General features: G+C 71.6%; 24 protein-coding genes. 8 read left to right on the top strand and 16 right to left on the bottom strand.

Annotated features, from left to right (window positions below; genetic code table 11):
• On the top strand, positions 1-228 hold a 228-nt coding region (locus HS109_17700; GenBank protein MBE7524205.1), incomplete at its 5' end, for a methylmalonyl-CoA mutase.
• A gap of 155 nt (positions 229-383) precedes the next feature.
• On the opposite strand, the gene HS109_17695 is transcribed toward HS109_17700, so the two are convergent.
• Together HS109_17695 and HS109_17690 are read right to left on the bottom strand one after the other, a co-directional pair.
• The gene (locus HS109_17695) at positions 384-704 is read right to left on the bottom strand and encodes a type II toxin-antitoxin system PemK/MazF family toxin (protein ID MBE7524204.1); all 321 of its coding nucleotides are present in this window, start codon (positions 702-704) and stop codon (positions 384-386) included.
• Positions 705-778: 74 nt separating this feature from the next.
• Positions 779-1,015: an AbrB/MazE/SpoVT family DNA-binding domain-containing protein gene (locus HS109_17690; protein ID MBE7524203.1), complete on the bottom strand. Its 237-nt coding sequence runs from the start codon at positions 1,013-1,015 to the stop codon at positions 779-781.
• Positions 1,016-1,223: 208 nt separating this feature from the next.
• Here HS109_17690 and HS109_17685 point away from each other — a divergent pair, with 208 nt between their 5' ends.
• Positions 1,224-2,390, top strand: a complete 1,167-nt coding sequence (locus HS109_17685; protein ID MBE7524202.1) for a DNA cytosine methyltransferase — start codon at positions 1,224-1,226, stop codon at positions 2,388-2,390.
• On the opposite strand, the gene HS109_17680 is transcribed toward HS109_17685, so the two are convergent.
• Positions 2,363-3,202 (bottom strand): hypothetical protein, encoded by an 840-nt coding sequence (locus HS109_17680; GenBank protein ID MBE7524201.1) that lies wholly within the window; start codon positions 3,200-3,202, stop codon positions 2,363-2,365. The genes HS109_17685 and HS109_17680 overlap by 28 nt on opposite strands.
• A gap of 47 nt (positions 3,203-3,249) precedes the next feature.
• On the opposite strand from HS109_17680, the gene vsr reads away from it, so the two are divergent.
• Positions 3,250-3,687 (top strand): DNA mismatch endonuclease Vsr, encoded by a 438-nt coding sequence (gene vsr / locus HS109_17675; GenBank protein ID MBE7524200.1) that lies wholly within the window; start codon positions 3,250-3,252, stop codon positions 3,685-3,687.
• Between the two features lie 94 nt (positions 3,688-3,781).
• On the opposite strand, the gene HS109_17670 is transcribed toward vsr, so the two are convergent.
• From HS109_17670 to HS109_17650, 5 genes are all read right to left on the bottom strand, one after another.
• Positions 3,782-4,528: a UPF0149 family protein gene (locus HS109_17670; GenBank protein ID MBE7524199.1), complete on the bottom strand. Its 747-nt coding sequence runs from the start codon at positions 4,526-4,528 to the stop codon at positions 3,782-3,784.
• A gap of 40 nt (positions 4,529-4,568) precedes the next feature.
• Positions 4,569-4,922: a dehydrogenase gene (locus tag HS109_17665; GenBank protein ID MBE7524198.1), complete on the bottom strand. Its 354-nt coding sequence runs from the start codon at positions 4,920-4,922 to the stop codon at positions 4,569-4,571.
• 106 nt (positions 4,923-5,028) lie between these two features.
• A complete protein-coding gene (locus HS109_17660) occupies positions 5,029-6,144 on the bottom strand; it encodes a mandelate racemase/muconate lactonizing enzyme family protein (GenBank protein ID MBE7524197.1) in 1,116 nt (371 codons plus the stop codon).
• Between the two features lie 117 nt (positions 6,145-6,261).
• The gene (locus HS109_17655; GenBank protein MBE7524196.1) at positions 6,262-6,519 is read right to left on the bottom strand and encodes a DUF1127 domain-containing protein; all 258 of its coding nucleotides are present in this window, start codon (positions 6,517-6,519) and stop codon (positions 6,262-6,264) included.
• A gap of 40 nt (positions 6,520-6,559) precedes the next feature.
• Complete coding sequence (locus HS109_17650) at positions 6,560-6,805, bottom strand: hypothetical protein (protein ID MBE7524195.1); 246 nt, start codon at positions 6,803-6,805, stop codon at positions 6,560-6,562.
• A gap of 106 nt (positions 6,806-6,911) precedes the next feature.
• Here HS109_17650 and HS109_17645 point away from each other — a divergent pair, with 106 nt between their 5' ends.
• On the top strand, positions 6,912-7,865 hold the full coding sequence (locus HS109_17645) for a LysR family transcriptional regulator (GenBank protein ID MBE7524194.1): 954 nt from the start codon (positions 6,912-6,914) through the stop codon (positions 7,863-7,865).
• A gap of 102 nt (positions 7,866-7,967) precedes the next feature.
• Here the strand turns inward: HS109_17645 and HS109_17640 are convergent, their stop codons facing one another.
• From HS109_17640 to HS109_17610, 7 genes are all read right to left on the bottom strand, one after another.
• Positions 7,968-9,503, bottom strand: a complete 1,536-nt coding sequence (locus tag HS109_17640) for an alkaline phosphatase D family protein (GenBank protein ID MBE7524193.1) — start codon at positions 9,501-9,503, stop codon at positions 7,968-7,970.
• An 85-nt stretch (positions 9,504-9,588) separates the two neighbouring features.
• Entirely contained in the window at positions 9,589-10,056 is a 468-nt protein-coding gene (locus tag HS109_17635; protein MBE7524192.1) for a DoxX family protein, read from the bottom strand.
• 11 nt (positions 10,057-10,067) lie between these two features.
• Positions 10,068-10,847, bottom strand: coding sequence for a putative DNA-binding domain-containing protein (locus HS109_17630; protein ID MBE7524191.1), 780 nt, complete (start codon positions 10,845-10,847; stop codon positions 10,068-10,070).
• Complete coding sequence (locus tag HS109_17625) at positions 10,844-11,695, bottom strand: DUF692 domain-containing protein (protein MBE7524190.1); 852 nt, start codon at positions 11,693-11,695, stop codon at positions 10,844-10,846. Before HS109_17625 ends, HS109_17630 begins: the two co-directional genes overlap by 4 nt.
• 17 nt (positions 11,696-11,712) lie before the next feature.
• Positions 11,713-12,015: a DUF2282 domain-containing protein gene (locus tag HS109_17620; protein MBE7524189.1), complete on the bottom strand. Its 303-nt coding sequence runs from the start codon at positions 12,013-12,015 to the stop codon at positions 11,713-11,715.
• Positions 12,016-12,170: 155 nt separating this feature from the next.
• A complete protein-coding gene (locus HS109_17615) occupies positions 12,171-12,953 on the bottom strand; it encodes a TerC family protein (GenBank protein MBE7524188.1) in 783 nt (260 codons plus the stop codon).
• A gap of 76 nt (positions 12,954-13,029) precedes the next feature.
• Positions 13,030-13,719: an ankyrin repeat domain-containing protein gene (locus HS109_17610; protein ID MBE7524187.1), complete on the bottom strand. Its 690-nt coding sequence runs from the start codon at positions 13,717-13,719 to the stop codon at positions 13,030-13,032.
• Between the two features lie 82 nt (positions 13,720-13,801).
• On the opposite strand from HS109_17610, the gene HS109_17605 reads away from it, so the two are divergent.
• Together HS109_17605 and HS109_17600 are read left to right on the top strand one after the other, a co-directional pair.
• Positions 13,802-14,998, top strand: coding sequence for a hypothetical protein (locus HS109_17605; GenBank protein ID MBE7524186.1), 1,197 nt, complete (start codon positions 13,802-13,804; stop codon positions 14,996-14,998).
• Positions 14,998-15,858 (top strand): glycosyl transferase, encoded by an 861-nt coding sequence (locus HS109_17600; protein ID MBE7524185.1) that lies wholly within the window; start codon positions 14,998-15,000, stop codon positions 15,856-15,858. Before HS109_17605 ends, HS109_17600 begins: the two co-directional genes overlap by 1 nt.
• A gap of 12 nt (positions 15,859-15,870) precedes the next feature.
• On the opposite strand, the gene HS109_17595 is transcribed toward HS109_17600, so the two are convergent.
• The gene (locus HS109_17595; protein ID MBE7524184.1) at positions 15,871-16,641 is read right to left on the bottom strand and encodes a glycosyltransferase family 2 protein; all 771 of its coding nucleotides are present in this window, start codon (positions 16,639-16,641) and stop codon (positions 15,871-15,873) included.
• Between the two features lie 41 nt (positions 16,642-16,682).
• Between HS109_17595 and HS109_17590 the strand changes: the two genes are divergently transcribed.
• Entirely contained in the window at positions 16,683-17,522 is an 840-nt protein-coding gene (locus HS109_17590; GenBank protein ID MBE7524183.1) for a glycosyltransferase, read from the top strand.
• Positions 17,519-18,172, top strand: a complete 654-nt coding sequence (locus HS109_17585) for a hypothetical protein (GenBank protein MBE7524182.1) — start codon at positions 17,519-17,521, stop codon at positions 18,170-18,172. Before HS109_17590 ends, HS109_17585 begins: the two co-directional genes overlap by 4 nt.
• Positions 18,173-18,262: the final 90 nt, after the last annotated feature.

The raw sequence follows: 18,262 nt of genomic DNA, 5'->3' as shown, positions 1-18,262 counted from the left end.
CTCGCACGCTCGACGACCGAGGAGAAGGAGTCCCAGTTGAAGCGGCTGGCGGACTTCCATCGCCGGCACGCCAACGAGGCGCCGGCGACGCTCGCACGGCTCAAGAAGACCGTGATCGAGAACGGAAATGTCTTCGCGGAGCTGATGAATGCCGTGAGGGTGTGTTCGCTGGGTCAGATCACGAGTGCGTTGTTCGAGGTGGGGGGGCAGTACCGGAGGAGCATGTAGCGCCGAGCGATCAACCCGGGGCCAGTGGCCGAAAGCCCGAGTCTCGTATCAATGGGGTCAGACTCGATTGATCCGATCGATACGGCCGGACCCGAAGGCGATCTGGATCATTCGAGTCTGACCCCATTGGCGAGCCATTGGGCGAGAGCCCCGCGCTACCGACAGAGTTGCACGATCGCCTCCAGCCTGTCGCAGACCTCCGTGAGCAGCTCGGGCGCGACGTTCCGCCACGGATGCTTCCGCGCGTTTCTCCGGCGCCAGTCGAACGACTTCGGCTGATCCGCGAGGATGTAGCTCGCCTGCTCCGGATCCCGGGGATTGGGCACCGCGAACGGGTTGTGCGCCTGCCTGCTGGTCATCGCGCATCCGATGACGAGGCCGGTCTTCTCGTTGAAGGCCCGCGGCGAGAGCACGAGAAACGGGTGCGAGCCGGCCATTTCGCGGCCGGAATGCGGCGAATGGTCGATCCAGATCATGTCGCCGCGCTCCGGCGCCCAGCGAGGCGGTCGCCTCCCCGGCTGCGGCGGCCTGCCAGTGCGCGACTTGCCGCTCACAGCACCTCGCGCCCGATCGGCGGACCGAAGTCGACTTCCCGGGTCGCTGCGCCCGGCTCGATACGGGCGAGGAGCTCGTCGAGCGTCGGCTTGCGCTTGACGGGCTCGATCAGGATCCGGCCCGATTCCGCGCGGATAGTCACGTCGGCATTCGGGGGAATGCCGGCCTCCTCGAGCACGTCGCGCGGCAGGCGGACGCCATGGCTGTTGCCCCAAGCGGAGATTCTGGTCATTTGGGCATCGCTCAGCATAGGATATACAAAGTATATACTAGAACTATCCAATCGATCGAATCGACGATGGCCGCGACCGGCCCGGGGGTGGCAGTAGTAGCTGGTGCCGTCCCTCAAACGAGGTATTCTTTCGGCAGCTGAAATCGAGGGCAATCCGCGTGAGTCCATGCGCCCTCGTATCCGATAGAGCATTCAGAAAGCGTTGAACATGGAAGTGGCAGGATTATTCGCCGGCATAGGAGGGTTCGAGCTCGGCCTGCACCGGGCCGGCCATCGGACGAGCCTCCTGTGCGAGATCCGGCCGGGTGCGCAGGCGGTACTCGAGCGGTCTTTCCCGGGAATTCGAATCGATGCGGACGTTCGGGCGCTCGGCCCGATCCCGCGCGGCGTCGATCTGATTTGTGCCGGCTTTCCTTGCCAGGATTTGAGTCAGGCTGGCAGAACCAGCGGCCTCGGCGGTGAACAGTCCGGACTCATCCGCACGGTGTTCGAAGTTCTCCGCAACAGGAGGATCCGCCCGACGTTGCTCATCGAGAACGTACCCTTCATGCTGCAGTTGCACGGCGGCGCAGCCATGCGCGCCATCGTCGACAACCTGGAGGACTTGGGCTACAGCTGGGCATATCGCGTAGTCGATTCGTTCTCGTTCGGCCTGCCGCAGCGTCGCGAGCGGGTGTTCCTCGTTGCGTCGTTGGATCTGCGGCCGGAGGACGTGCTGCTTGTCGACGACGCGCCGCTAGACCGCCCTTCTTCGGCCATCGGGTCGCTCGCCCACGGGTTTTACTGGACGGAAGGGCGCGGCGGCCTCGGCTGGGCAGTGGACGCGGTGCCGACGCTGAAAAACGGAAGCACGATCGGAATCGCGTCGCCACCGGCGGTTCTCCTGCCGGACCTCAGCGTCGTCACGCCCAGCATTCGCGACGCCGAGGCGATGCAGGGCTTCGAGCGTGGGTGGACCGCGCCGGCGGAGGCGGTCGAGCGCGCTTCCGCGCGGTGGAGCCTGATCGGCAGCGCGGTCAGCGTGCCGGTCGCCGAGTGGATCGGTCACCGCCTGAGCGGGCCGGGCGAATTCGAGGCGGTCGACGTGAGTGACTTCCCTGCGGCCGGAAAGCTGCCTCGCGCCGCCCTCGGCGGGCCGGGCATCGGTCGATGGTCGGTGCAGATCAGTTCCGACCCGGTCGGGACTCGTGGCCCTCGCCTGGCGACGTTTCTGGAGAGGCCCGCGAAGCCGCTCAGCGCGAAGGCGACCGCAGGCTTCTACGCCCGCGCGACGGATTCGCGCACGCGCTTGCGATTCGAGCCCGGATTCCTCGACGCGGTGCGAACGCACCGCGATCGCATGCTCGATCAGATGCCGGAGAATCTGGCAGCGTAGATCGTCTCGATTCGTTCGATGAACGAATCGTAGTGGAAGGCGTCGCCGATCTGGGGCGACGGCGCACCCGAGATCAGCCGTACCGGCGTCCCGTCGTTGGCGCATGCGATCGTCGCAAGGCCGACAGCGTCGAAACCCGGCACTCCGGGCTGGGCGCGGCGCGGTAGCTGCTCGATCTTCTCGATCACACTGACAGCGGCCTGCGGCTGCTTGTGCTTCGTGACGGGAGCGGGGCGCGCGGCGTCGATGTGGAACGGCGCCCGCAGAGGAGATATGAACGTCGTCGATGCGTTGACCAGGACGAACGCCGCCGCGACGGCGCTATCGGTGTCGCCGTGGATCGTCAGGTGCGATGAATTGAGTTCGTCGTACAGGCGCGGGCGCGCTTTGGCGAACTCCGTCATGGCGGCCTTGGCCTCCATAGCCACGAGCGCGGATTGCACGCCCGTCAACGGAATCCGCGGCAGCGCGCGAAGGTCGGACCGATCGTCGTCATCCAGATGGATGTCGTATGCTCCGACCATGTCGCTGAACCCGGTGATCGGATTGCGCCGACTCGTCAGGTAGGTGCGGTCCGGGCCTCGCCGGCAGACCACGAAATCGAGATCCTTCTTCCGATCGTGCTGGAAATCTCGCATCGTATGATTGATCCCGAACGATGCCTTGCCTGCGCGTATGTGCCTGGCGATAGGACTGTCCCGTCGAAGCAGGTCGAACAGGATGGCCCAGCAGAGGATCTTGGAGTGCCTGTCCGAGCGCGGGTGATACTGCCAGACGTTCCCGTAGGCGAACCCGGACGTGGGTACGGACATCGATCTAACGAGAATACCCAGACCGCGGTTCATCTCCCGGCTTTCCAATGTCGACGTCGAAGCACGAGTCGGAACGACAGAAGCGCAGCGCGCTGATGCGGAGGATACGCCAGAAGGATACGGCGCCGGAAACGGCCGTCCGTCGGGCGCTTCACGCCTTGGGATACCGTTACACGCTCCATCCGGGGAACCTTCCGGGGCGGCCAGACCTCGCGTTTCCCCGGCGCAAGGCGGCGATATTCGTGCACGGATGCTTCTGGCACACGCATTCCTGCAAGCACGGCAGGCAACGCCCGTCCACGAATGTCGCCTACTGGAACGCGAAGTCCGTCGCGAATCGCGCCAGGGATCGCAGAAAATCGCGGGAACTGAGAGGCATGGGCTGGCGCTCGATGATCGTATGGGAGTGCCAGCTCAGGAACGATCGCTGGATCGCAAGGGCGCGTCGCTTTCTCGATCACCCTCGTCGCGCTTCGGCTGGGTAGTCGTCGATCGATGGGGTCAGACTCGATTGATCCGATCGATACGGCCGAGCCCGAAGGCGATCTGGATCAATCGAGTCTGACCCCATCGGCGGCGTCAGGAACCCCCGCGCCCATGACACTGCTTGTACTTGCGTCCGCTGCCGCAGGGACAGGGTTCGTTGCGGCCGATCTTCGGTTGCGCGCGCTCGATCGGGCGATTCGGGCGCGTCATGTCGGCGATGTCCAGGACGCCGAGCACGAGCTGCTCGATCGCGTCGTCGAGGTCGTCGAGCGGCACTTCGCGGTCGATCTCCTCGCGCTCGCGCGTCTGCTGCAACGCCGCTTCGCTCGTGTCGTCCGGAAGGGTGCGAAGGTGGCGCGTGACGTTGACCAGCGCGGCGTCGACGTCCTCGTCGTCCCCGTACTGGTCGAGGAGCGCCGGGAACGCGGCGAGCGCGTCGGCGAACCCGGCCGCCCACGGCCACAGCGGCAGGAACGGGTCGGCCGGCTCGGCGGCATCGCCCTCGGCGTCGGCGGCTTCGAAGACGATCAGGTCGAACGGCTCGCGCGAGGCGATGTGCGCCGCGAGGTTGTCGTGGTGGCGCATGACGAGGTCGACCACGCGCTGCGCGCGGTCGGGATCGCCGGAGATCATCGGCTCGCCCTCGCGCGCGTCGAACACGACCGGCAGCCACGCCGACGGCATCACCGCTTCCGGCTGCAGCAGCACGCCGACGAGGAAGCCGTCGAGCATCGACACGTCGAAGGTGTCCCGGTCGCCGCGCAGCGCGGCGAGCAGGTCCTCGAGCTCGCTGATCTCGCCGTCGGTCAGCGGCCCCTCGGACCGGCGAACGGTCGTCACGGCCCGCCGACCGCGCAGGAGGATCGGACCCGGGCCCCTGTCACAGGAAGCACGGTCCGAACTCGCGCACCTCGACGGTCGCCCACGCGGCCGCCGGGATGCCGGCGGCGATCTCGACGGCTTCGTCGCGCGACGCGCACTCGACGAGGAAATAGCCGCCGATCATCTCCTTCGATTCGGAGAACGGGCCGTCGACCAGTGTGCGCCGGCCACCGCGCACGTTGACTCGGACGCCTTCAGTGTCGGTGCGAAGCGACTGCGCCGCGCGCAGCACGCCGCGCGCCTTCAGCGCATCCGCGTGGCGCAGCATCGCGTCGTAGGCGGCGCGGCCCTCCGCTTCGGTGCGCTCCGCGCGCTGGCCGTGCGGCTCGAGGATCAGCAGCATGTAGTGCAAGGCACGCCTCCGCTCGCGTCGTGGCCGCGCGGGCGGCCGGGAAGCGGAAGTCTAACTGCCTGACCGGTCGCGCGTCCGGCGCGCCTCGTGCCCGCGCCGGCTCGCGTCACGCGACGGCGAAGGGCTCGAGCGCCGCGAGGTCGGGCTCGATTCCGAGCCCGGGCGCGTTCGAGAGCGTCGCGATGCCGTCGCGAATCTGCAGCGGGAACACCCGCTCGCGCAGCGGATTGGGATTCGCGTCGACTTCGACCACGCTGCCGGCGGACCCGGCCGCGGCGGTGAGGTGCATCGACGCGGCGAGCCCGATGCCGCCGGCGAGCCAGTGCGGGCACAGCGCGACGCCGCGCGAGGCCGCGTGCCGGGCGACCTCGAGGCCGCCGGAGATGCCGCCCCACTTGCCGACGTCGGGCTGCACGAACGCGAGGAAGCCCGCGTCGATCGCGGCACGGAACGCTTCGGCGCCGCGCAGGTTCTCGCCGGCCGCGAGCGGGACCGGGCTCGCGCGCGCGAGGGTGCGCCAGGCGTCGATCGGTTCTTCCGCGAGGATCGGCTCCTCGATCCAGTGCGCGCGGAACGCGGCGAGTTCGGCGATGCGCGCGGGCGCGTCGTCCGGCGACCACGCCTGGTTCGCGTCGAGCATGATCGTCGCGTCGTCGCCGAGCGCCTCGCGCAGCGCCGCGAAGTTCGCGCGGTCGCGCTCCGGGCCGAAACCCACCTTCAGCTTGAACGCGCGATGGCCGTCGCGTCGCCGCGCAAGCGCGAGGTCGACGACGCGCTCGGGGCCGATGCCGCTCGCGTAGACGCGCACCTGCGGCGAGGCGCCGCCCAGATGCTTCCACAGCGGGACGCCGGCGCGTCGCGCCGCCATGTCATGAAGCGCCTGGTCGACCGCGCCGGTGATCTGCGCGAACGGACCGGGCTCGCCGCTCTGGATCGCGATCGTGCGCGTGCGGCGTTCGAGCATCGCGCGCACGGCCGAGGGATCGTCGGCGCCCGCTCCGGCGAGGAGCGGCGCGAACAGGCTGTCGACCAGCCGCTTGCGGTGCTCGGCGCCGACCTGCGGGAAGTTGCTGAACACTTCGCCCCAGCCGTGCGCGCCGTCGCTCGCGTCGAGCCGCAGGAACACCGCCGGGCGATCAGCCATCGCGCCGAACGAGGTGGCGACCGCGTCGGCGATCGGCGCGCGATAGACACGGCAGGTGGTCCGGACGATCGTGGGCATGGGGTCGGATGCGCGGGCGCGGCCGCGTGCCAGGGCCGCGACCCGCGCCGGGAGGTAACGCCGCTGCACCGCGATCGTGCCACAACCGGCCGCGCCGGCCGCCGGGTCATGCGCGGTTCACTGCGCCCACGGATCGCGCGACCACGCACCTCGCGCGGCGGGTTCGACGCTCGCGCGCGGCAGCCCGATGTCGGCGAGTTCGCGCTCGCTCATCGCGGCGAGGTAGGCGCGATCCTGCGCGGCCCGGCGGCGTGCGGCGAGCCACGCGTCGAGGCGTTCGAGCCCGGCCCGCACCGCGGCGACGAAGGCGGCGAGCCGCGCGGGAGCGCCTGCGCCACCGGAAGGGAGGCGGGGACTTGCGATCGATGTTGCCATCATGGTCTCCTGTTGCGATAGCTTCGAAGGTCGGACGCGGTCACGCGGCCTTGCGGACCGCGCGCTCCGGGCGCGGACGTTCGGCGAGGGCGTCGCGACGCTGCGCGACCACCTCGACCGTCGGCAGCCGGACCACCGACGCGAGTTCCGGCACTGCTTGGGCGCCTGCCATCGGGACCGGCACTCGGGTGAGTGCAGGAACGGGCGCCGGCTGCAGCGCGATCGCGATGACGAGGCCGGCGGCGGCGAGCGTCGCCGGGGCGAAGAATTCATCGACGTGGGGCATGGCGTTCTCCCGGGGGTTCGGATACGCTGGTCATCCTATTGATCCAGTACGCCCGGGGGAAACGCGAAGTTCTGACCGTTCTGGACAGAACCGCTTACCAGAAGCCATGCCGACCACCCGCCTGCCGTTGAACACGATCACCGCGTTCCGCGCGGTCGCGGAACTGCAGAACCTGCGTGCGGCGGCCGATCGGCTGCACCTCACGCACAGCGCGGTGAGCCAGCAGATCCGCGGGCTGGAGGACCAGCTCGGTTTCGAGCTGTTCGAGCGGCGCGGTCGGCGCGTCGTGCTCAATCCGGCCGGCGCGGCGCTGTTGCGCAGCGTCCAGGGCGCGCTCGCGATGCTCGACGACAGCGTGCAGGCGGCGCTCGCCGCCGCGAAGGGCGAGTCGCCGCGGCTGCGCGTCACCGTGCTGCCTTCGTTCGCGCAGCGGTGGCTCCTGCCGCGCATCGGCCGCTGGCGCGAGCGCTTCCCGGCGATGCCGCTGGAGATCGAGACGTCGTTTCGCGCGGTCGACCTCGTGCGCGAGGGCTTCCATGCCGCGGTGAGGCAGGGCGTGGGCCCGTGGCCGGGCCTCGAATCGGAGCGCCTGTTCGACCAGCCGCCGATCATCGTGGTCGGCTCCGCGTCGGCCGCGCGCCGGCTCGACGGCGCGCAGCCCGAGGCGCTCGCGCGCGAGCCGCTGCTCGGCGACGAGGACCTGTGGCGCGACTGGTTCGCCGCGGCGAACTGCAAGGCCGCGGTGCGCTCCGTGGCGGTGTTCAACGACGCCGGATTGATGCTGCAGGCCGCCGAACAGAGCCTCGGCCTCGCCCTCACGCGCGAGATCCTCGCCGCGGACGCGCTGCGCGACGGCCGGCTCGTGCGCCTCTCGCCGATCTCGATCGTGCACGCCGACGCGCAGCCCTACCACCTCTGCTATCCGCCGAACCTGCGCGAATGGCCGCCGCTCGCCGCGTTCCGCGACTGGCTGCGCGACGAACTCGACCGGTCGATGCGCGAGCTCCGTCCCGCCTTCGTCAGGGCGAAAGGCGCATCGAAGCCGCGGAGGAAACCGTGACGACGACGCAGCGCGCGGCCGCAACCCTTGCGCGGCGGCGCCGGTGCCGCTGCGTCCGCCGTCCTTCCGCGCGCGGGAACGCGCGCGTGGACTCGTGCCGGCTCACGCCTCCTGCGCCCCGGGCCGGCCCGCCTCGACCGCATACGCGGCCGCCGTGCGGATCGAGGCCTGTGGATCGTTCACGTCCGACACCACGCGCAGCCGCGCATCGACGCGCGCACCGGACACCGCGAGCGCCACGTAGCCGCGCTCGTCGGAGCGCGCGTAGCGGATGTGCGGATTGAGCGGCAGCGCCGCGGCGATGCGCTCCTGCGGCAGGCCCGCGCTCGCGATCGACGTGCCGCAGAACTCGGTGGCGATCGTCGCTTCGGGCGGATCGTCGGGGCGGCGCCGGAGATCGGCCACGTAGTTGCAGTGGACGTCGCCGGACAACGCGACGACGTTCGACACGCGGCGCTCGACGATCGCGTCCATCAGGCGATCGCGTGCGGCCGGGTAACCCGACCAGCCGTCGGTCCAGTGGCGACCCGCCTTCGACCACGTGAACGGCGCCACCAGCGTCTGCTGCGCAACGAGGTTCCAGCGCGCGCCGGGCTGCGCGAGCCCGTCGGCGAGCCACGCCTCCTGCGCGGGACCGAGGATCGAGCGCTTCGGCGCGACGAGTTCGGGGCAGTCGGCGTCGTTCACCGTGGTCGAGCCGCCGCGCCCAGGCGGCGGGCACGCCTGATGGTCGCGGTACTGGCGGTCGTCGAGGACGTGGAAGCGCGCGAGCGTGCCCCACGGATAGCGGTCGTACACGCGGAGGTTCGCGTCGACCGGGCGCATCGACGGCGGCAGCGGCATGTGCTCCCACCAGGCCCGGTACGCCGCCGCGCGCCGCGCGAGGAAGTCTTGCGCGAGGTCCGGGCCCCGGTCGGCCGCGTAGTCGTTCTGCACCTCGTGGTCGTCCCAGGTAACGATCCACGGCGCGGTCGCGTGGATGCCTCGCAGCGCGGGATCCGAGCGGTACTGCTCGTAGCGCGCGCGGTAGTCGGCGAGCGTCCTCGCCGCGCCCGCTCCGACGTGCGTGCGCACGCGGCCCGCGCGCGGCGCGCTCTCGTAGATGTAGTCGCCGAGGAACACGACGAGGTCGGGCGACTCGTCGGCGAGATGGCGCCACGCCGCGTAGTGGCCGTCGTCGAAGCGCTGGCAGGACGCGATCGCGAACCTGAACGGTTCCTCGCGATCGGGCGGGGGCGCGGTGCGCGTGCGGGCAGGTTCGCTGCGCGCCCCGCCGGAGGTGAAGCGGTACCAGTACCAGCGCGAAGGCGAAAGGCCGTCGACTTGCAGGTGCAGGCTGTGCGCGCTCGACGCGTCGACGACCTCGGTGCCTGAACGCACGACGCGCGAGAAGCGCTCGTCGTCGGCGATCTCCCAGGCGATCGCCTGCGACGCGGCGGGCGCGGAGGCGGGCGCGAGACGCGTCCACAGCACGACGCTGTCGGGGCGCGGGCAGCCCGACGCGACGCCGAGCGCGAACGGATCGCCGCCGGGCCGGTCGCGATTCGCGCAGGCGAGGAGGCCGGGCGCGACGCCCGCGGCGAGCGCGAGTGCGAGGAAGCCGCGGCGGCCGGGGTCGTCGGGGGGGTGCTCTCGCATCGGCGGGATTATCCGCCGGCGCGGGGAGGGGCGCTCGATCCCGGGCCGATGCCGCGCGCGCGGCGGGCGCGTGGCGCGGCGAGCGTCAGCGCAATCCGAACGCGCGGTCGAGCGAGACCGGACCTGCGCCGCGCGCGATCACGACGAGGAGGAGGCCCGCCCACGCGAGGTGCGTCGGCCAGGCGAGCGGGTAGACGAAGATCTCGATGACCGCGGTCATCGCGAGGAGCGCGAGCGCGGAGGGGCGCGACAGGAGTCCCACGATGAGCAGTGCAGGAAACAGGTGCTCGGCCCAGGCCGCGAGGTGTGCGGCGACTTCGGGGGAGAGGATCGGCAACTTGTACTCCTCGCGAAAGAGTTCGACCGCCGAAGGCGTCACCGTCAGGAAGCCCTCGACCTTGGTGCGCCCCGATTGCAGGAAGATCGCGGCGATCGCGATGCGCGCGACGAGCGAGAGCAGGCCGTCGCCGATCGCGGCGTCGAGGCGCCCGGCGATCGCGTTCCAGGCGTCGCGGATGCGAACGAGCGGTGAGGGTGCGGTCGGTGTCGACATCGCGGGTTCCGTCATTCCGGTCGGAGTGGCACGTGCGGTTCGAGGCGAGTGAACGCGCCGGCACGAAGGAGCGTTGCCATCATCCGGGCGAGATCGCAGGTGCCCTCGACGGTGAGGGCTGCGGAGGTGGCGCGTTCCACCGTGCCGCCCGCCGCGCAGGCGTCGAGGAACGCGGCCGCCGCGCGGTCGATCGCGACGACCTCGACCGTGTCCACGGGTCGCGCGGCGAGCACGCCTTCCCCGCGCCACTCGAGGTCCGACAGGTCCCCGTCGCCTTCGCGGCTGCGCAACCACAACGTGTGCACCGGCGTGTCGTCGGAGACGAACCAGCGCGCGGCGGCATGCGGCATCAGCCGCGCGTCGGCGAGACGATCGGGCGGCATCGACGCGAGCGCCGAAGGGTCGAGCGAGGGCTCGTCGCGCGCGCCGTGCGCCTCGGTCCAGGCGCGGTCGACGCGCGCGACGGGAACGAGCCAGGGCAGTTCCGCGGCGGGCGGAAACGAAGCGAGGAAGTCGCCGAACGCCGCGCCGTAGCTCGCGAGCGACGGATCCTGTGGCGGATGCGCGCGCGCGAACACGGTGGCGGCGGCCCGCAGCCATTCGTCGCCGACCAGCCGGGCGGCCGTCGGATGGTTGGCGACGATCGCGTCGACGAGTCCGCGCGTGACCGTGTTGCGGTAGACCGCGAACGCGGGATGCGACGCGAGCGGGAAGTGAGCAGCCGCCGACGCGGCGTCGCCCGCGAGGAGCGCGGCGCCGAAGCGGTCCTGGAACGCGGCGAGCGCGCTCACGCGTACGCCTCCACGCGACGGGACGCCGCCCGGGCGAGCACGCTCCCGGCGCGCGCGCGCTCGGCGTCGAGCACGTCGTACGCGGGCAGCAGGTCGTCGCGCTCGACGAGCGTCGGGCGCGGCCCGATGCGCGCCACCAGCCGCTCGTAGAGCGACCACACTTCGGGCGCGACGGCCGCGTCGTGCGAATCGACGAGGAGCCGCGAGCCCATCGCCGGATCCTCGTGGTGGCCGGCGAGATGGATTTCGGCGACGACTCCCGCGGGGAACGCGTCGAGGTACGCGGCCGCGTCGTATCCGAGGTTGCGCGAACCCACGTACACGTTGTTCACGTCGAGGAGCAGCCGGCAGCCGGTGCGGCGCGCGAGTTCGCGGAGGAACGCGATCTCGTCGAATTCGTGGCCGTCGAGCGCGAGGTAGTGCGCCGGATTCTCGATCGCGATCGTTCGCCCGAGCGTGTCCTGCACGATCGACACGTTCGCGGCAATGCGGTCGAGCGCGGCCCGGGTGCGCGGGAACGGCAGGAGGTCGGGCAGGTACGCGCCGCGCCAGGTCGACCACGCGAGGTGCTCGGACACGAGCGCGGGCTCGAAGCGACCGACCAGGGCAGCGAGGCGCGCGAGCCGTGTGCGGTCGGGCGGCGCGTCGGACGCGAGCGAGAGCGACACGCCGTGCAGCGACAGCGGGTGACGCGAGCGGATCGCCTCGAGCCAGGCCAGGCGCGGCCCGCCCGCGACCGTGTAGTTCTCCGGATGGACCTCGAACCAGCGCCCGTCCGCCGGCGCCGCCAGTGCTTCGGCGTAATGCGCCGGCTTGAGCGAGAGCCCGGCGTGGCGCTCGAGGCCCATCGTCACCCGCGCGCCGGTCAGGACTTGATCGGCTGCAGCGACCCCATGCCCTTCGACGTCTTCATCGTCGTGCACGTGCCCTTCGGAACGTACTTCCACGCGTTGCCCTGGTAGTCGACCTTGGAGGTACCGGCGCAGGTGGTGCCCGGACCGGCGGCGCAGTCGTTCTTGCCTGCCATCGACACGCCGTAGCACTTCTCCATCTCCGGCTTGGCTTTCATCGCGTCCTTGTTGTCCGCGGCCATGCCCTGGGCGAGGGCGGCGCCCGAGGCGAGGGCGGCGAGCGCGAGGACGAGGGTGGCGGGGGTGCGGTTCGGCATGTTCGACTCCTTGCGATGGGTGGGGGATCGACCGGCGGGTACGCGACCCGGCCAGCGGTGCGGCACCGATCTGTCGGCGATGGTCGCGGGATACTTACAGCGCGAACGGCGGCCGGCGTGACCGAGGGGATCGGGCCCACCGGGCTCCGCGCGCGCTATCCATCCTGCCGGTCGCGCGGCACGGCGGTCGTCCCGGGAGCCTGCTTGCGGAGCTTCACGGGATTGCGCGCTTCGCGACGCGCGCGCATGCGCAGGTTCAGCATCTCGACCGCGACCGAGAACGCCATCGCGAAATAGACGTACCCCTTCGGGACGTGCGTCTCGAAGCCCTCGGCGATCAGCGTGACGCCGACCAGCACGAGGAACGAGAGCGCGAGCATCTTGATCGTCGGGTGCGACTCGACGAACTCGCCGATCGGGCGCGCGGCGAACATCATCACGCCGACCGACGCCACGATCGCGAGCACCATCACCGGGATCTGGTCGGCCATGCCGACCGCGGTGATCACCGAGTCGAGCGAGAACACGATGTCGATGAGCGCGATCTGCACCAGCACGCCGGCGAAGCTCGCGGCGGCGGCGACCTCGCCGTGCCCCTCCTCGAACCCTTCGAGCGAATTGTGGATCTCGTGGACGCTCTTCCACAGCAGGAAGAGCCCGCCCGCGATCAGGATCAGGTCACGGCCGGAAAACGACTGGTAGAGCGTGAACAGCGGCTCGGTCAGCCGCATCATCCACGCGAGCGCGAGGAGCAGCAGGATGCGCGTGCCCATCGCGAGGCCGAGGCCGAGGCGCCGCGCGAGTTCGCGGCGCCTGGGCTCGATGCGCCCGACCAGGATCGAGATGAAGATGATGTTGTCGACGCCCAGCACGATCTCGAGCGCGGTGAGCGTCGCGAGCGCGATCCAGGCGTTCGGGTCGGCGATCCAGTCGAACATCGGGGCGGTGGTCGGGGGGCAGCGCGAACTGTAGCAAACGATCCGGCGGTGCGGCGCGCGGTGCCGGAGGCGGGCGTCAGCGCCCGCCGGCGCGTTCCAGGATCGCGACCATCGCGCGGAAGCCGCGCGCCCGCGCGAGACCGAGCGGTGTCGTGCCGCTGCGGTCGGCGAGATTCACGTTCGCGCCCGCATCGACGAGCGCCTTCAGCGTCGCGACGTGACGCGGCCCACCCTGGCCCAGCACGATCGACTCGATCAGCGCGGTCCAGCCGAGGTTGTTGACGTGGTCGAGCGGCGCGCCGGCGGCGATCAGCATCCGCACGACGCCGTCGTGGCCGAGGTGCGCGGCGGCGATCAGCGCGGTGCCGTCGTAGCGGCTGGTGACGTTCTTCGCGCTGTTGCCGAGCGCGAGCGCGACTTCGAGCGTCGCGGTGTCGTCGGCGACGGCGGCGATCGTGACCGCGTCGTAGCGGTCGTTCTCGAGCGCGTTCGGATTCGCGCCCGCCGCGACGAGCGCCTTCATCGCGTCGTGCCCTCGCTCGAAGGCCGCCACGTGGAACGGCGTGCGGCCGTGGGCGTCGCGCGCGTCGACCTTCGCGCCGGCGGCGACCTGCGCGCGGATCGACGCGGCGTCGCCGGTCGCCGCTGCCGCGAAGAGGCCGGTGTAGGCGGCACGCTCGGCGGGCGAGGGCGGCACCTGCGCGAGCGTCGAGGCCGGGCCGCCGAGGGCGAGAACGAAGGCGCAGGCGAGGACGGGTCGGCGCATGCGCGATTCTGGCACGGCGGTTGGCGGGGCAGCGGCTTTGTCGCTAGACTCGCCGGCCGCCCCGCAGAATCGGACCTCGACGTTGCCGCACGGCCTGCGCTACTGCTCGTTCGTCGAGCCTTCCGGCTACGGGCTCGCCGCGATCGCCTACGTCCGCGCGCTGGTGAACGCCGGCGTGCCGATCCACTGGGTGCCGATCGTCCACGACGGCGACGGTGTCCGGCCGCTCGGGCCCGGCGACGCGCTGCCGCTCGCGCTGCGCTCGACCGGGGACGCCTCGCTCGCCGACCTGCCCGCGCTGCTTGCCGCGACGTCGGCGCCGATCTTCTGCGACACGATCGTCGCGCACACGGTGCCCGAGCACTGGCCCGCGCTCTTCGAGCCGGGCAAGCGCAACGTCGGCTGCACGGTGTGGGAGACCGACCGCATTCCGGCGCACTGGCGCACCCTCCTCGACCGCGCGGACCGCATCCTCGTGCCCTGCGCGATGAATCGCGCGGTCTTCGAGGCGGGCGGCGTGCGCGTTCCGATTCATGTCGTGCCGCACGTGCGCCGCCACGCGTGGAACGCGTTCACGCCCGCGGAACGCGCTGCGGCACGCGGACGATTCGGTCTCGACGGCGCGCGGTTCGTCTTCGCGACGATCAACGCCTGGGAGTCGCGCAAGGCGCTCCCCGCGCTGCTCGAGGCGTTCGTGCGTGCGTTCCGCGACGAGGATCGGGTCGCGCTCGTGCTGAAGACCGGGCCGGTGGGGGTCGGCCCGCCGCCGTTCTACGACCACGAGCCCACGCTCCCGATGGCGCAGCGCGTGGTCGACGCCGTAACCGACGAACTCGATCGCGACGCTCCGCCGATCTGCGTGCTGCCGTTCGATCTCGACGGCCGCGGCATCGATCTCGTGCATGAACTCTCCGACGCCTGGGTCACGCTCTCGCACGGCGAGGGTTGGGGCCTCGGGATGTTCGACGCGGCCGCGCGCGGCACGCCGGTCATCGCCCCCTGCTTCGGCGGCCATCTCGACTTCCTCGGTGCGGACTGGCCCGGCGCGGTCCCTGTCCGCATGACGGGCGTGCCGGTGTGGCCGCCGTCGCGGCCGTCGTACTGGCCTTCCCAGCGCTGGGCGGCGCCCGACCCCCACGCCGCGATCGCCGCGATGCGCGCGCTCGTCGACGATCCCGCGCCGGCGCGCCGCGCGGCGTCCGCGATCGCGGAGCGCATCGCGAACCGGTACGCCGAGCCGGTCGTCGCGCGCGAGTTCCTCGCCGCGATCGTTGCGTGATGACTGACGCCACGCGACGCGGGCCGGTGCGCGAGTTCCATTTCCTCTTCGGGCTGCGCCCGCAGCGCGAGGCGTTCCACCTCGCGCACTACCTCGCGCTCGAATCCTGCCGGCGCACGCAGACGCCCGGCGCGATCCACCTGCACCACCGGCACGATCTGTGGGGGCCGTGGTGGGAGCGCATCGCTCCGCACCTCACGCTGCATCGGGTCGGCGCGGAGCCGCGCGGCTTCGACCGGACGCGCTACGCGCAGACGGGCGAAGGCCGGAACATCGCCGCGCGGGGCTTCGACTACGCGCACGAGGCCGACTTCCTGCGACTCGAGATCCTGCGCGAGGGCGGGGGCGCCTACGCGGACATCGACACGCTGTTCGTCGCCCGCTATCCGGACGACTGGTTCGAACGCGAGTGCGTCGTCGGCGAGGAGCCGCCGATCGCCGGCGACGACGGCGTCCTGCGGCCGTCGCTGTGCAACGCGGTGATCCTCGCGCGCCGGGGCGCGTGGTTTCCCGAGCGCTGGCAGGACGATGCGCGACGGTCGTTCGACGGAACCTGGAGCCGGCACTCCTGCGCGGCCGCGGGGCGATTGTGGAGCGAAGCGGGCGATGCGCTCCACGTGCTGCCGCAGCGGGCGTTCTACCTCCACGGTCCTTCGCGCGCGGGCATCGCCTCGCTCTTCGAGGAGTGCGACGATCGCCTCGAGGGCGTCGCGAGCCTGCACCTGTGGGCGCATCTGTGGTGGGACGCCTCGCGGACCGACTTCACGCGCTTTCACGCCGGCGCGTTCACCCCCGAGTGGGTGGCGCGCGGCGCGTCCACGGTGGCCGCGATCGCGCAGCGGTTCCTCCCGCCCGCGTAGGTCGCGGTGCGGCTACGCGGACGGCGCGATCTCGATCGCGGCGGCACCGCAGGGAACGCGGACCGGCGCGAGCGGCGGCGAGTATTCGGCCAGGCGCTCGCGCAGTTCGCGCTCGCGCGCGAGGATGCGCGCGTCGGACAGGTGCTTGGCGCGCGCGATCGCGAGGTGATGGGCTTCGGCGAACGCGTTGCCGCCGTGGAACGTGTAGACGTAGCTCCACGCCGCGTCGCGGACGCGCGCGATCGGCGCGCCCGCGTCGAGGATGCGCCGGCACAGCGCGGTGTCCTCGCCGCGCGCGAGCGGCGGGTAGGCCGGCATCCGCTCGCGCCGCCCGACGAGCGTCCCCTGCACGAAGTCGAGCGGATACGCCTCGGCCGACCAGTCCTCCCAGTAGAGCGTGCCGCGCTTCGGGAACCAGTGGAGCTGTCCGGTGAGGAACGCGAACGCCGCATCGCGCTCGACCAGCGCCGCGACCTGCCGTGCGAGGCGTTCCGGATGATGGCGGTCGTCGTCGTCCCATTGCGCGACGAACTCCCCGCGCGCGAGCGCCACCGAGCGGTTGCGGAGTTCGCCGAGGGGCGTCCCGGCCGGTGCGCGGTCGACCGTCGCCGCGACGCCCTCGCGCGCGGCGGTCTCCTCGACCGCGGCGTGGAACGCGGCGTCGCCGTCGTGCACGGCGACGAGTTCGCAGGCGACGCCGCGCTGGTGCGCGAGATCGCGCATCGCCGCCGCGAGCCGCGGCAGCGACGCGGGGCGGGTCACCATCAGTGCGCTGATCAGCATCGGCAGGCGGCTCGGGGCGGCAGGGTCGTCGCGAGGGTAAGATGCCTGCGCAGATCGAACGGGAGCGGAGATCGATCGACGTGCGCGCGAGCGCCATTCTCACCTATTGCGGCGGCCAGGGCGACGGGGACCGCGGGAACCTCGACGCGGTGCTGCGCTGGCTCGCCGGCCAGCGCGACCTCGAGACGATCGTCGTCGAGCAGGGCGATCGTCCGCGGCTCGTCGCGCCGGCCGCGCATCCGGATGCGCGCGTCGTGTTCGCCTTTCGCGAGGGGCCGCTGCGCAAGGGATGGGGCCGGAACGTCGGGGCGCGGCACGCGAGCGGCGACGTGCTGCTGTTCGGCGACGCCGACGTGATCGTGCCCGGAGGGCTCGCGAACGCCGCGGCGCAATGCTCGGCGCGCTACGAGGTCGTGAAGCCGCACGGTCGACTGGTCGCGCTGACGCCCGAGGAGACCGCCCATGTCCGGGAGCATGGCCCGGACGGGACTCGACCGGACGGAGGCGGTTCGCGCGGTCGAGGCGAGGACCCCGGAGGCCGACAGGTGTTGTGCGAAGGCTGGTTCGCGATCCGGCGCGACGCGTTCGAGGCGATCGGCGGGTTCGACGAGCGCATCGCCGGTTCGCTCGCACAGGACGAGTCGGTGTCGTTGAAGGTGGAACTCGCGCGGCTTTCCACCTGCGCGCTCGACGACCGGCCGGCGCTGCGCCTGTGCGGCTCGCGTCCGCAGCAGACGGCGTCCGCGCGCGGGGATGCGGCCTCTGACGCCGCGCTCCTCGACGCCTACGCCCGCTGCGACGACGCGGCGCGCGCGCGGGTCGCAGCGGTCGCCCGGCAGCTCCACGGGCGGCGCGACAAGTACGCGCCGGACGCGCGATGACCTCCGCGCAGGCCGCGAACCTGATGGTCGCCACGCCGGCGCACGGCGGATCGGTGCACCTCGACTTCGCCGCGACGCTCATCGAGCTTCGCGCCGCGGGCGTCGCGTTCACGCTCGTCGACGCGCGGCACGAGCGCCTGGCGCCGCGCGCGCGCAATGCGCTCGTCGCGTCGTTCCACGCGGAACGCCGGTTCACGCACCTGCTCTTCCTCGACGCCGACCTCGGCCTCGCGGCCGGCGCGATCGAGCGCCTGCTCGCGCACGCCCGCGACGTGGTCGGCGCGCCGGTGCCGCTCGCGGGCGCCGAGCGCACCGCGTCCCGGTCCTTCGACATAGGGCGCGCGGTCGGCGAGGCGGGACCGCTCGTCACCGTCGATGCGGTGGGCGCCGGCGTGCTCCTGCTGTCGCGGCGGGCAGTCGATGCGCTCGTCGACGACGCGAAGTCCGACGGCCGGGTCTACGAGCCGCCGCGCTCGGCCGCCGCCGACTCCGCCGCCCGCGTACACTACGATGTCTTTCGCGTCGGAGTCGTCGACGGCGCCTACCGGTCCGAAGACGCCTGGGCGTCGGCGAGCCTGCGCCGGCTGGGGTTCGCGCTCCACGTGGACCCGGCGATCGTGGTGCGCCACCATGGCACGCCGGCGGTCTGACCAAAGGGACCAAAAGGGTCAGACTCGATTGAAAGCGTGCCGTCGAGGATCGCCAACGGGCGACCGGTGGGCAACCGAGTCTGACCCCTT

Source organism: Burkholderiales bacterium (assembly GCA_015075645.1).
Lineage (GTDB): Bacteria > Pseudomonadota > Gammaproteobacteria > Burkholderiales > Casimicrobiaceae > VBCG01.
This window is presented reverse-complemented; position numbering and strand designations above follow the sequence as displayed.